Source organism: Salinarimonas soli, from assembly GCF_008386575.1.
Classification (GTDB): domain Bacteria; phylum Pseudomonadota; class Alphaproteobacteria; order Rhizobiales; family Beijerinckiaceae; genus Salinarimonas_A; species Salinarimonas_A soli.
In genome coordinates this window covers 1-13220 of record NZ_VUOA01000043.1, presented here as the reverse complement: position 1 = coordinate 13220, position 13220 = coordinate 1, and the positions used below count along the sequence as shown (strand labels likewise).

Below are 13220 nucleotides of genomic sequence, written 5' to 3'. Positions count from 1 at the left end.
ATTGGCGCCAGGAGTATGGCGAGCTTAAGTCGGACTAGGGCCTGTTTGCGCCTTATCCAGTCGAGGGCTGCGGCGAGGCACGGGACGCCCATGACGGACGTGGCGGTCACCTCGTAGCGGGTCGCGACCGCCCGCCACTCCTTCAGCCTCGCCCAGAGGCGCTCGACCATGTTGCAGTTGTTGTAGGCCCAGTCCGGGCAGGCGAGCGAGCCCTCGTTGCGCCTGGCTGGGATAACTGGGTTCGCGCCTCGCTGGCGGAGGTGCTCGCGGAACGCATGGCTCGAGTAGACGCGATCGGCCACGACCCACGGCGGCACGCCTGGCAAGGCGTCCAGCAGCGGGATGGCCTCTCGGAGCTCGTGCTTCTATCTTGGCGTGACCGTGAAGGCGACCGCCCGCCCCGTGCCGTCGGCGATCACGCAGGCCTTGGTTCCAAAGCCGCCACGTGTCCTTCGACAGGCTCAGGATGAGGTGGCCAAGCGCTTCACGTATGTCCGGCGCAGGTTGGAGGGCGGCACCTTGGAGTGCGGGTAACCGGCCTCAACCAGCGGCTCCAATACCGCCCATTTCCTGCCCGATAGCGTCGCTCACCTCCGGTCCCACCCAGAGGACAACCCGCTCAGGCACTAAGAGGCCCTGGGACGGCTTGACTGCGGACAGGCCCTAGACGCGGTCCTTGTTAACCACCTATAGAGCGGAGGAACACGCCACGTGCTGCCAAACGAGAGTGGGAGATAAGATGCGAGACCCAACCAGTTCGGTTTATTCAAAGATATCGGAAAGTTCAGCGGACAACCTGCCATCAGCAATCTCCCCCAATCGTCGAGATGTGCTAAGAGCGGGCCTGCTGTTTGCAGCATCTAATTTCGTAAGCCCAGCTAACGCCATCGAGGACGGGCTCCAAACACGCGCAGCCAGCCGAGGTCTCACTTTCGGTACAGCCGTTCACTCACGTCAGTTACAGGAGGATCCGTCGTTCCGCTCCGCCATTTTGCAGGAGTGCGCGTCCGTCGTACACGAGTATGAACTCAAGTGGGGGCACATCGAGCGCGAGCGAGGTAGATACGATTTCTCTAAAACCGACATCGTAACGAACTTCGCGATCGAACATGGACTGAAAATACGTGGTCACACCGCGGTTTGGCACGAAGCCCTTCCGGCGTGGGCGCCTGAAGCATTCAGGCGCGAAGGCATCTCAGTTATCGAGCGGCATGTGCGCTCCGTTTTGAAAAGATACAGTGGCAGAATAGAAGAATGGGACGTCGTGAACGAGGCTATTCAAAACTATGACAACTTGCCAAACGGCTTTCGTAACTCGTTGTTGTTCCAAGAGTTTGGAGCCACATTCGTTGTCGCCGCATTTCGCGCTGCTCGCGAATTTGACCCGAATGTTAAACTAGTTTACAACGACTTCGGGATTGAGTACGACAATTTCCGAGATCGTGCTCGGCGTAAAGCTTTGCTTCCATTGCTCCGATCATTAAGGGAAGAGGGGCTCATTGATGGTTTCGGAACCCAATCTCATTTGACTGCGGGGAATCCGTTTAACCCGAAACTTCTGCGCGATTTTCTTAGCGAAGTTGCTTCGATGGGATTAAGCATCGTAGTGACTGAGTTCGACGTCAACGACACTAAGCTTGATCCCGATATCGGAACAAGGGATAAGGCAGTAGCCGAACACGCAAAGCGTGTGCTTGATGTGATACTTGACGAAAAGGCCGTTACCGGAGTCCTCACTTGGGGCCTTACAGACCGCTATACTTGGCTAAATGAGCCGCGTTTCGCACGGCCTGCAGGCGTCCGCGCTCGTAGTCTTCCCCTTGATGAAAATTACAAACGGAAGCCGCTCTGGGAAGCGCTGGCGTCGTGCTTGAGTGCAGCACCCGATCGGCGATCTAGGCGTTAACAAATCTTCGTCTCCCACTCTGAAAACGCGAGGAACGCGCCGCACGGCGTGTATACTTCTAGCTATGAAACCGTCAAATGCCGCCAGCACTCCCGATAATAACGCTGTCCGCCTCGCTCCGGTTAGCACGGCCGCTGGCCGTCTACTTCTCGTCACAACTGTTCTGATATGTTTTCTCCCACCACCAATCTTCCGCTTGATCGGATTAAACTACGCTACTCCGGGAGGTAGTATTTTTGAAAAGATACATCCAGGAACATACTGCGCCATCGCCGGCACTGCTCTGCTGACGCTGAGTTCTGGCGGACGAGCGATTCTATCATCTCTCATTCGAAACGCCGGTATGCTCATATATTTCATTTTATTTACTTTATTTCTATTATACGTTGCAATTTTCTGTGAAACTCCTATCTCTCCGATTGTCGATACTTTTCTTCTCCCGGCTTTTATAATAATCTTGTCCGGCGCCTCAACACGAGCAGACCTCAGCGGTTTGTCGGCGACTATCCACATTTACATGGCGGCAAATACAGCCCTGGCAATATTCGAGCTAGTGAGCGGCTGGCGCATTCTGCCAAGCATTTACTTTCGTCCTGACCTGGGCATCACAGTGGGTCTCTACGACTGGCGGCCGAGTGCTCTTTCTGGCCATCCATTGACTGGCGCGGCGCTCACCGGGGTGTATCTCTTAGCTTGCCTAGTAACCAAACAACTAACTAGTCCGTTCTTTCGAATTTTTACGATCGGGTGGAGTAGCGTCGGCTTGGTTGCTTTCGGCGGCCGCGCGGCACTTGTGTTCTGTGCGGCAGTAACCATGATCTATCTTGCAGGCAATCTCATAAAGATTGTTTCTGGTTTTCGTGTCGCCTCACATATCTATCCAGTGATTATCATTGTGCCTGTGAGCATTGTTCTATTCGGCTCTCTCGTTGCGGTTGGTGGACTGGCTGATCAATTCCTCGATCGCTGGGATCAGGATCACGGAAGCGCCTTCACTCGCTATATCGCCTTACAAATCATCCAAGACCAACCGTTCGGTAATCTGGTGTTTGGTCTGCCATCCGAATACATAGCTGAACTTTCGGTGCGCTACAAAACACCCTACGGAATCGAAAGTTTTTTCCTCAATTTCATACTTCTGTATGGACTAATCGGATTTGCGGTATTCATGCCCGCGTTATTTCTGATCTCGCAAAGCGCCGTGCGCATGACGCAACCAGCCGGATGGCTGATCATTCTATTCATCTTCGCAAATGCTGCCGTTTCGGTAAGTTTATCAGGAAAGACTACTCTGTTTGCGGCCTCATTGGTAGTAATTCTGGCGGTACTTGGACATGGTGAACATCGAGTCCGACGTGTGAACAGTCCGGTAGGGAAGGGCATGCCAAAACAACTTGGTAATCCTTGGTAGACCGGCGTAAACCTTGAGCAGGTTCGCGACAGACTATAATGTTAAAGAGGGTTAGATGCTCAATCAAAATCCGTCTCTCACGGTTTATTTCCCAGATCTCTCGGGCGGCGGTGCAGAACGACTCCACCTCGGGCTTGCGCCTTTCTTTGTAGCCGCTGGGTTGAAAGTCACGTTTCTGCTCGATCGTCGGAACGGCGAGTTACTCGATCGTGTCCCGGAGGGAGTTGAGGTGAAGGTGCTTGGGGCATCGCGGCAGCTTAAAGCGCTGCCTTTGCTAGTCCGCGAGCTGCGCACGGCGCCGCCTCAGATTTTTCTCGCAAATATGGAACACATGAACATCATGGCTCTCATTGCACGTAAGCTGTCGGGAGCGCGGACGCAAATAGTGATAAGTCAGCACATTTCACTCTCAGGCTTGGTTCAGCATCCGCCATCCTGGAATTTTCGCACATTGCCTTTCCTATACCGCATGTTTGCCCCCACTGCGGACGCAATCGTAGCGGTTTCGAGAGGAGTTGCTGATGATTTAGCATCAATAGCTAAGCTCGAGCATTCCCGCATCGAAATCATCTATAACGGCGCTATCGCAGACAATTTCAACGACCGCGCTGCCTCGCACGTTTCACATCCCTGGCTAGACAATGGACTGCCGCTTCTTCTTACCGTCGGACGCCTCGTCCCGCAGAAAGATCATGCGGTACTGCTCGCCGCATTTGCGAAACTCTTGCAGGAGCGGGATGCGCGGCTTCTCATCCTCGGCGAGGGGCGCTCGCGGATTCAACTCGAGGCTCAGGCGCGTGCTTTGAACATAACTGATAAAATCGACATGCCGGGGTTCGTTGATGACCCATTACCTTTTATCAAGCGGGCGAACGTTGTAATCCTAGCATCCCGCTTTGAGGGATTTGGCCTCGTGTTAGCTGAGGCACTCGCATGCGGTACGCCCGTCGTGAGCACGGACTGCCCCTTTGGTCCGGCGGAGATCCTTGACAATGGACGCTTCGGGCCGCTTGTTCCCGTCGGCGATTCGGCTCGCATGGCGCGCGCGATCGCGAACGTACTCGACGAGCCGCACGATCCTGCATTTCTCGCTGCACGCGGTCGTGAGTTCACTCTTGCAGCATGCGCCGAAGGCTACCTTGCGCTTTTCGATCGCTTGCTTAACGGGCAACGTAGGTGAACTGGGACAGACTTGGAGCATTGTTGACGCGACATGCATATAGAAGTAGATGCAGAATGATCTTTCCTCATTATTTTTAAATCTCTCCGGATAAGCGCGGCTAGTTCAACAATTGCAGTTTGCAGCCGTTAGTTGCTCCGCTGTGTACAAGACGGGCGCAACGAGTGGCCTCGAAACGAAACGTGGGGAGAACAAATGGTAGGGATCTACGGATCTATTTGTGCGACCGCCGAGAATCGGTTGACGGGCGCGCGTCGCATGGCCGAAAAACTTACTCATGACGGATCCAACGAAAATATTACATTTGCTGGTCGAAACTGGTCTTGCGGCGTTGTCGCTCCAAAACATGGAAGTCGTGTAATAAAGTGTCGTGGTAAAGGGGTTGCCGTCATTTTCGGCGTGCCTGTACTGAGGGGAGAAGCGTTACTCAATTTTGAAGATTCAATCAAATTGCTTGCTGATGATTTAGAAAATTCTATCTCAGACATCCAGAGACATCTAAAAAACTTTGATGGATGTTTTGCCTTAGCAGTGATTGATCCATCGGAAGAAAAGCTCCTCCTCGTCAGTGATCCCTCGGGCGGCGTACCTATATACTATAACGAACCGAACCTCACGTGGGCCTCTGAGCCGAAGGCGCTCTCGACGCTCGACGCGGTTTCCCCGGCGCGGCTCAAAGACTTTGTAAATCATGGTTATGTTAGGCCGCCCGAAACCTATTTTCATGATGTGCGTCAGCTGCCCCAGCGCTGCGCGATGATCTGGGATCTGAACAGATTAACGGTTTCCACGCAACAGGTTTATGAACGGAGTATGCGCCCTCTTAAAGTGCGCGCTGACCCAGCGGAGGCATGTCTGGAGTTCAGCAGGCTTACAACACAGGCGATACGTAAGCGGTTAGTCGCTTCAGGATTGGATAGAGTGGATGTGACCTTGAGCGGTGGATTGGATTCGCGCCTGCTTGCGGTCGAGGGTAATAAAAACTGGCCGGTGAGGGCCCTGTCTTATGGGCAGCGTTGGTCTCCTGAGCTAACGTTAGCGTCGAACGTTGCTAACCAACTGAAGGTCGAGCACCTCGTTGTTCACGTCGAACAGTCGAACTGGCTGGTCGGCCGAGACAAGGCGATTTGGATGACCGATGGTATGATGGATATGATGCATACTCACATCTGGCATCTTTCACCGTTGTTGCGCTCCGACCGGGCAATTCTCGACGGGTTGTTTGGCGACGTTGTACTCGGACGGTCGCGCATCACACTAGATCCTGAGGCTGACGAGCATGACAATCGCCTGTTGCGCATGAGTCGGTTTACGTTTTTCGGACCACGCTTAGAGATGAACCGTTCTATTGTCCTCACCCCTCTCATCGACTTAGATCTAATCGCTTTTGTTGACTCACTTCCTGAGGAGATGACGAGCGATGGAAAACTTTATAGAGACGCATGTGGAACGCTTTATGGCGCGCCGTTCACTGAGATCGCGTGGCATAAAACAGGTCGCCCACCGTCACCTTACGAGAGGAATGGGATTGCGAAGGCGATACAGCGCACATTGAAAAGAACAGCGCAGATCTCCGGTTGGTTCGGTACACCATTGTTATCGCGTCACGAGACAATGGACTATTTTCGGTGGATGAAACGAGAGCCCTTTCGCACATATTTCCTTCAATTGATGTATGGAAAATCGGCATTGCTGAAGGAGTATATCGACGTTCCACCCGAACAGTTACTTTTTACGCGTCTTCCTGCACCGAACCGAGTTCTGCAGATCAGTCGGCTGCTGACTCTTGAGGCTTGGCTTCGGCAGACGCAAGCAGGGAAATTTCTCACATGGGAACAGATGCTAGATAGTTGAGACAGCTGGCGCCGGAATCATTTTTATGTCACATCAACTGTGAATCAGACGTATGACGTTCCCAGCTCACTTTGTCACCAGACTGACACATAGTAAGGCGACTGGCTGAACACCCCGCGGCCAGCCCAACGGATCACGATCTCTGCCGCGCTCCACTTCGGCCTTGAGGCTCGCCCGGGGTTGAGCGCGGCCTCTCGTACGACCGTTTTATCACCTCGACCACGCGACGAAGTTCGACGGCCGGCACCTCGGCGGAAGCGCCGCAGGCCTCAGCCACGGGCTGTGACTTTTCCAACTGTGGGTCGCTCAGCACTGACTCGGAAATTCAGAATACCTGCAGGCTCAAACGCGGTCCTCGATGGATCAACGGCCCAGAGAGGCGTTCAAAGCGCAATAGCGTCCGACCCTTCTAGTACCAAGCAGTTCAGGGTGTTGGTGATATAGGCGCCAGTGTCGATGTTGATTCGGTTTGACCGAAACTCAATCTCCCGCACAGGCGTGTGCCCGTGAACGACAATGGCTCCGAAATCCTCCTCGGCTTCTATGAACTCGTCACGGATCCACAGCAGGTCGCTGCGGGACTGCCGGTCGAGGGGGACGCCTGGGCGAACGCCGGCGTGGACAAAAAGGTAGTCGCCGCACCGGAAGCTGTCCCCGAGCCCGAACAGGAACTGGCGGTGTGACACGGGGAGCAGGGCCCGGGCCTCCTCCACCACGGCCTCCGCTGTGGCCGGGGTGATGCGGGCCGGCACCGTTACGCCGTAGGACATCAGCGTCTCGAACCCGCCGTTGCGTGCCCAGACGTTCAGCCGTTCGGGGTTGCGCAAAGCTTCAAGAAGCATGTCTTCGTGATTACCGCACAGTGTAACAACCCGCGAGTGCCGGCCGCTGGACCGTTCGATCAGTCGCTCGATCGTGCCCCGTGAATTGGGGCCCCGATCGATGTAATCTCCAAGGAAGACCTCGAAGCACTGCGCTGGCCCACTCTCTGCCCGGTGGCGGTCAATGCGGGACAGGACGGCATCGAGCAGGTCGGCGCGGCCGTGGATATCCCCCACCGCGTAGACACGGACCCCATCCGGGACACGCGCGGGGGGCGGGGGGGCCACGCGCTCGGGACGCCGGCGAAATATCTTCCAGCGGCTCATGCCGCCACCGCTGCCGGGGCGTGTCGCATCCCGCGGACGGTCTCCAACGATTCGATGAGTTTAACATTCATTCCTGACAACCGCCTCAACGGTTCGGGGCCATCACCGTGCCCTGGCCGCTGGACCAGATCGGGCGCGACTTGGGGCCACGGCCACCACCAAAAATTGCTCCCTGCTCCGCTGAAGCCACAGTTTCGGCCGCGCTTCGTCGCACGCTATTCCACGGGCCTCCTCACGGGTCGCGGGGCGGTCTGTGGCGTGTGCCGACGAGGCGGAGCCGAGGGCAATGGTGCAGGCGAGACCGGGAGTCAAGCGGCTCATGCAGGCCTCAGCGTTCCTGTTCCCACCACCCGCCGAGGGCCGGGGCGTGACTGTAGACATGGCGGATCGGAACACACAATCAAGGGTAACGCCCGCCCGGACTGTGGCCAGTTCGCGACGCCTGTCAACCATCCGGAATGATACGCCGAAATTACTCTGGACCGCACTCGAGGGCGCCTCTTATAACGGCATGGCGGGGCGGTCATACAACCAACACCACGATTGGGCGCCGCCCGTGGCTATTGCCCCTGTGCGCGGTCTCATATGCCCCGCACCGGCAATGATGTTTTCATGCGACGGCGCGTGGTCGAGTTCCGGCCCACGCCGGCGCCTTGGACGGGATGTGGGGGCCTATGACAAGGCAAATCAAGGTTCTGGCTGTGGCGTCAGCCGGCGGCCACTGGACGCAACTCATGCGCCTCAGGCCAGCCTTCCGCGGCTGCGAGATCGTTTTCGTGAGCACCCTCGACCAGGGTAACGCGACGGGTGGGGCGCGGTTCCACCGGGTTCCCGACGCTAACCGCTTCGAGAAGCTCACCCTTGTGAAGCTCTTCGTTGCAATGGTGCGCATCTTGCTCGTCGAGCGCCCGGACGTGGTGGTGTCGACGGGAGCCGCGCCAGGCTACATCGCCCTGCGCCTCGGCAGCCTTCTCGGCGCCCGCACCGTGTGGATCGACAGCATCGCGAACGTGGACGAGCTCTCCATGTCGGGCCGCATGGCCACCAAGGTCGCCGACCTGTGCCTGACGCAATGGCCGCACCTCGCCCGCCCCGAGGGACCGCATTTCGCGGGGAGCGTGGTATGATCTTCGTCACCGTCGGCGTTCAGCTGCCCTTCGATCGCCTGATCCGCGCCATGGACGACTGGGCCGGCCGCCACGGCCGCGATGACGTCGTGGCGCAGGTCGGCGAGTCGGCCTACGTGCCCCACACGATCGACGTCCGGCCCCGCCTCGCCGCCGACGAGTTCCGCGCCTATGTGGAGCGGGCCGAGCTCGTCGTCGCCCATGCCGGCATGGGGTCGATCCTGACCGCCCTGGAGCTCGGCAAGCCGATCATCGTTATGCCGCGCCGTGCCGCGTTGGGCGAGCACCGGAACGACCATCAACTTGCCACGTCACGTCGCATGGCGAGCCACGCGGCTATCACGGTGGCGCAGGACGGGGACGACCTCGTGCGCATGCTTGATGCATCCGACATCCCAGTGGTCCCGCAACGGATCGCGAGCCACGCGGATGACGGGCTGATCAACGAACTCACTTCCTTCATCGCCCAGCCCCCCGCACAGCCACGCTTCGTCGGCCGCTTCCTGCGCCGGCCCCGCCTTGGGTTCAGTTTCGGCGAGCAATGAACGCCGATCCGTCCCGGGCCGCCTGGAGCCGACGCACCCGCGTCGGCTTTTTTTATTGGGAAGGTATCAGCGTGGGAGATCACGGCGGCAGGCGTGTCGTGCCATGACCTGGCGCGGGTCCGGGGCGACCCCTAGACGTTACGCTTGGGCCGTCTTGCTTCGGGATGGGTGGCCCAGTGTGGCACAAAACCGTCAGCGGTTAACCGTTGTCTAACGTGGCACGGCGACTTGCTTGAATAAGTCGACAAAAAGGTTCAAATTTTCTGCACCGAAGTAGCAGTTGGGGCAGGAACAATGACGCACCGCCGGAAGAGCATCGCTGCAGGTCTGCCGGAGATTTCGCCGGCGCGCTCGGTGCGCTGGCCCTTCACCCTGCGCCAGACCGGCTACCTTCTGGCCGCCTCGGATGTGGCCGCGATCCTTCTCTCAAGCCTCGCCACCGGGATAGGCTACCATCTCCTGCTGCTGGGCCACGTGGGCAACGTCGAGCATTATCTGGCCTTCGCGGCGGCCCAGGCGGGGCTCCTCGTCCCCCTTATCGCCCTGCGCCAGGGTTACGGCATGGACGGCCTCGTGCCGCAGCGCCGGCAGCTCGGCTCGCTCGCGCTGTCCTGGGCCGGGACCATCCTGTTCCTCCTGGGCATCGGCTTCACGCTGAAAATCAGCGGAGCCTTCTCCCGGGGGGCGGTCTTGTCCTTCGCCGTGGTCGGCTTGTCGCTCGCCACGCTGCAGCGTCACGTCCTCACCCGCCTGATCAAGAACGCGGTCGCCCGCGGCCAGATCCGGGGCCCCAAGGTGGTCCTTGTGTGCGCCGGGAACGTCTCGGCTCAGGCGGCCGGACTTCGGCGCCACGGCTACACGCTGGCGGGTACTGTCACTCTCGACTACGGGATGAGTGTCGGTGAATGGGCCGAGGGCATCATGGCCGCCCTGCGCGGGTCTGATGCCGACGAGGTGCTCCTCGATCTTCCCTGGAGCCACTGGCCGATGACGAAGCTCCTCCTCGCCGAGCTCCGCGCGACCCCGGTCCCCGTGAACCTCCTGCCCGATGCCACGGCGGCCGAGATCCTGCGCCGCCCCCGGCAGGAGACGGGCCTCGGCCCCACCTTCGAACTCCAGCGCGCGCCGCTCTCGGCGGGTGAGCGCGCCGCCAAGCGCGCCCTCGACGTGGCTGTAGCGGGGGTGGCCCTCATCGCAATGGCGCCACTCCTTGCCGTAGTGGCGCTCGCTATCAGGCTCGACTCGCCGGGGCCGTTTCTCTTTCTGCAGAACCGCAACGGCTTCAACGGCCGACCCTTCCGCATCTTCAAGTTCCGCTCCATGCGCGTGATGGAGGATGGCGGGAGCGTGCAGCAGGCACAGCGCGGCGACCCCCGGGTAACTCGCGTCGGCCGCTGGCTGCGCAGCCTCAGCATCGACGAGTTGCCGCAACTTCTTAACGTCCTGCGTGGCGACATGTCTCTTATTGGACCCCGTCCCCACGCCATGGCCCACGACGACCAATATACGCGGCTGATCGGCACCTACGCCTTCCGCCATCACGTGAAACCGGGAATCACAGGCTGGGCTCAGGTCAACGGCTTCCGCGGCGAGACGCCCACGGTTGATCTGATGGAGCGTCGGATCGAACTCGATCTTTGGTATATCGCCAATTGGAGCTTCTGGCTCGACTTGCAGATTCTGGTGCGGACTGCCCTCTGCCTGATCAAAGTCCGCAACGTGTACTGACGGGGCGATAGCCGCGGCATTCGGGCGGTCAACAGGCTTCCAGTCCCATGACGCGGCTTAAGCGCGGCTAAAACGCGGCATGAGGGTACCACTGAGGCTAGAAGATCGGCGACGGTCCGCGGGCCGCGGTGATGACGGAGATTGACAGCCTTGCCAGCGTGCCACGCCTAGTGCACTGCGCTGGCAGGCGATCCCCGCGGCATGGTGGCCCCGCTTGGGATCGCGCTATGGTGGGCTTACGCGCTGGTCGCGACCGCTTCCCACAGGATCCTGGGGTTTGATTTCAAAAGCTTCCGAGATGATGCGGCCCCACGAGGGTGTTGATCTTACATGCGGCGTCGATCGCAGGCACCGGTGTGCTCACGTCGTTTGGCTGGAGATGGGCTCAATAGGCTCAGAATGCGATCTTTGGGCGCCAGCCTACTCGCGGTCCTTCATTACAAATCACCACGTCCCGCTCGGTAGTTGCATCCTAAAGTTGATAATCCGTTCATCTTCTGGCCGCGCATCATAAGCTTCGCTCACACTCAGCTAGGTGATGTCGTGGTAATGGACAACCTCCTGGCTCACAAGGTCGTCGGGGTAGAGGTCACCGTTCGGCGCGCGCAGGCCACCTTGCTCTATCTTCCACACTACAACCCCAATCTAAATCCCATCGAGCAGCACTTTGCTAAGTTGAAGAATCTGCTCCACCAAGCTGTTTCGAGAATGAAGGGCGTGCTCTGGGATGCCATCGACATGCTCCTCCACGGACTCGCGCTCGTCGAGCGTACGAATTGACTTAGAACTTTAAGACATGATCCCACTTAACTCGGAAATGCTTTAACCCTCACAACGGCAATTCAGCAAAGCCTAGTCAGACTTCCGAGACGTAGTGCGGCTCGACATAGATGCTGAGCGGGAAGGTGAAGGCCGAGTGTTTTAGCGCGTGAATCCTTTCTTGATATATTTTTTTAGTCCATGGCGTGTGATTCAGTGAATCTTGCTCCTATACCAGCAAGATATGGAATCATTCTACAAACCTGCGGAGCATTCTGACGCGAGAAATCAGTATCGCGACCAACGCAGAACCGACAAATGCCAATATTGATTTCCATGCGTACAGGCAAAAGTTTTGTTGTAACTGCTCCTCATAGAGAAAATTAACAAAAAATAAATGAACGCAGTACATGCCGAGACCATACCGACCAATTTTTGCGGCAACCTCCAGCGTTCGCGTTTTTTGTAGGTTCGCCGCAAAGCCAAATGCCCCGATACCGGAACCAAGTGTTCCGATGAGGAACTCGGACGCCGTAAACTGAGAGAGTCCGACCCGGCTGAGAGCCCAACTTTCGCAAAGATGGATTGATATGCCGCTAGCGAGCAGCGCGGCCCAAAGGCGGATGTCTGACCTAGCACCATGCACTCCAAGGTAGATACCTGATATTACGTATATTGTACCGATTAAAGGTGTAGCTCGTGCGACCCATATACCTTTACTCCAAATACCGTAACCGGTGAATAAGCCGCTGTACGAGCTAAGGCAAAGCCCCACGACATATAGCATTAGAGCGAATATTATAGCATAAAACCATCGAAAATTTGTCACTAACCATGTGGCCATTGCCGTGCAGACAATGAGCGACGGAAGAAACCAAAGATGATACCCAAATGGACCGCCGGTGATAATCGTGTATATCAATGTCCCTACTTTGAGAGTGCGCTCGATACCGCCCGGCGCCACTATGGCGTAAAGCGATGTCCATACGATAAAAACGGGTAGAGTACGTCTTGCAACTCGATAAAATGTACTTGAAGCACTATCGATGCCACGCAGGCCAATGAAATAACCACTTAGTACAAAAAAGAAAGGAACTGCGAACCGACTAATCTGGTTCATGATCTGAGGAGCGCCGATCTCGGTCTGCCCAGTCGGGGTAGAGTGGATCAGGATAACCGCGAGCACTGCGGGAACGCGAAACGCATCGATCCCGACGATACGGTGGCTCATCTGAGCTCGGATTGCTGAGTCCGCGGGTGTAGGAGCCTGACCGAGAGTGTGTAACTTCATATGTGTGCTACCCCCGATCAACCGTCTTCCAACATGACGGGCCCCGCTGAGTGGTCCTCTTGAAATTCTAGTTCAGGGTTGGCCTTGGCGCCACGGCTAGCATGGCTGGCGAAGGAGGTCGAGGTTGCGCAGGCGGCCAAACGGGTTGTCGCGGTACCAGCACCTCCTGCGCAGGCAGTCGGTAGCTGAGCGACGCGTGCGAGCGGACGGTGTTAAAGTGGCGTCGCCAGCTCTCGAGCAGGATTTGCACCTCAGAGTCTGACTCGGAATG

General features: G+C 57.6%; 9 protein-coding genes and 2 pseudogenes. 8 read left to right on the top strand and 3 right to left on the bottom strand.

The genetic code is table 11. The features are described 5' to 3' along the window. Positions 1–50 precede the first annotated feature (50 nt). A pseudogene (locus F0L46_RS22760) lies at positions 51–461 on the bottom strand (IS5 family transposase); the annotation flags it as partial. Positions 462–739: 278 nt separating this feature from the next. Here F0L46_RS22760 and F0L46_RS22755 point away from each other — a divergent pair. The 4 genes from F0L46_RS22755 (at position 740) to F0L46_RS22740 (ending at position 6351) form a co-directional block, all read left to right on the top strand. Next, the gene (locus F0L46_RS22755) at positions 740–1906 is read left to right on the top strand and encodes an endo-1,4-beta-xylanase (RefSeq protein ID WP_149821910.1); all 1167 of its coding nucleotides are present in this window, start codon (positions 740–742) and stop codon (positions 1904–1906) included. A gap of 64 nt (positions 1907–1970) precedes the next feature. Beyond that, entirely contained in the window at positions 1971–3317 is a 1347-nt protein-coding gene (locus tag F0L46_RS22750) for a VpsF family polysaccharide biosynthesis protein (protein WP_276315619.1), read from the top strand. Positions 3318–3372: 55 nt separating this feature from the next. Next, complete coding sequence (locus tag F0L46_RS22745) at positions 3373–4497, top strand: glycosyltransferase (protein WP_149821908.1); 1125 nt, start codon at positions 3373–3375, stop codon at positions 4495–4497. Positions 4498–4692: 195 nt separating this feature from the next. After that, entirely contained in the window at positions 4693–6351 is a 1659-nt protein-coding gene (locus F0L46_RS22740) for an asparagine synthase-related protein (RefSeq protein WP_149821907.1), read from the top strand. A 383-nt stretch (positions 6352–6734) separates the two neighbouring features. On the opposite strand, the gene F0L46_RS22735 is transcribed toward F0L46_RS22740, so the two are convergent. Continuing rightward, complete coding sequence (locus F0L46_RS22735; protein WP_149821906.1) at positions 6735–7499, bottom strand: metallophosphoesterase family protein; 765 nt, start codon at positions 7497–7499, stop codon at positions 6735–6737. A gap of 734 nt (positions 7500–8233) precedes the next feature. On the opposite strand from F0L46_RS22735, the gene F0L46_RS22730 reads away from it, so the two are divergent. The 4 genes and pseudogenes from F0L46_RS22730 to F0L46_RS22715 form a co-directional block, all read left to right on the top strand. After that, positions 8234–8626 carry a glycosyltransferase family protein gene (locus F0L46_RS22730; protein WP_240540120.1) on the top strand — a complete coding sequence of 131 codons (393 nt, stop codon included), beginning with the start codon at positions 8234–8236 and terminating at the stop codon, positions 8624–8626. After that, positions 8623–9171 carry a glycosyltransferase gene (locus F0L46_RS22725; RefSeq protein WP_188312100.1) on the top strand — a complete coding sequence of 183 codons (549 nt, stop codon included), beginning with the start codon at positions 8623–8625 and terminating at the stop codon, positions 9169–9171. Before F0L46_RS22730 ends, F0L46_RS22725 begins: the two co-directional genes overlap by 4 nt. A 294-nt stretch (positions 9172–9465) precedes the next feature. After that, a complete protein-coding gene (locus tag F0L46_RS22720) occupies positions 9466–10899 on the top strand; it encodes an undecaprenyl-phosphate glucose phosphotransferase (RefSeq protein ID WP_149821903.1) in 1434 nt (477 codons plus the stop codon). Positions 10900–11427: 528 nt separating this feature from the next. Further along, positions 11428–11634, top strand: a pseudogene (locus F0L46_RS22715) (transposase); the annotation flags it as partial. A gap of 274 nt (positions 11635–11908) precedes the next feature. On the opposite strand, the gene F0L46_RS22710 reads toward F0L46_RS22715, so the two are convergent. Next, entirely contained in the window at positions 11909–12889 is a 981-nt protein-coding gene (locus tag F0L46_RS22710; RefSeq protein ID WP_188312099.1) for an acyltransferase, read from the bottom strand. Between the last annotated feature and the right edge of the window lie 331 nt (positions 12890–13220).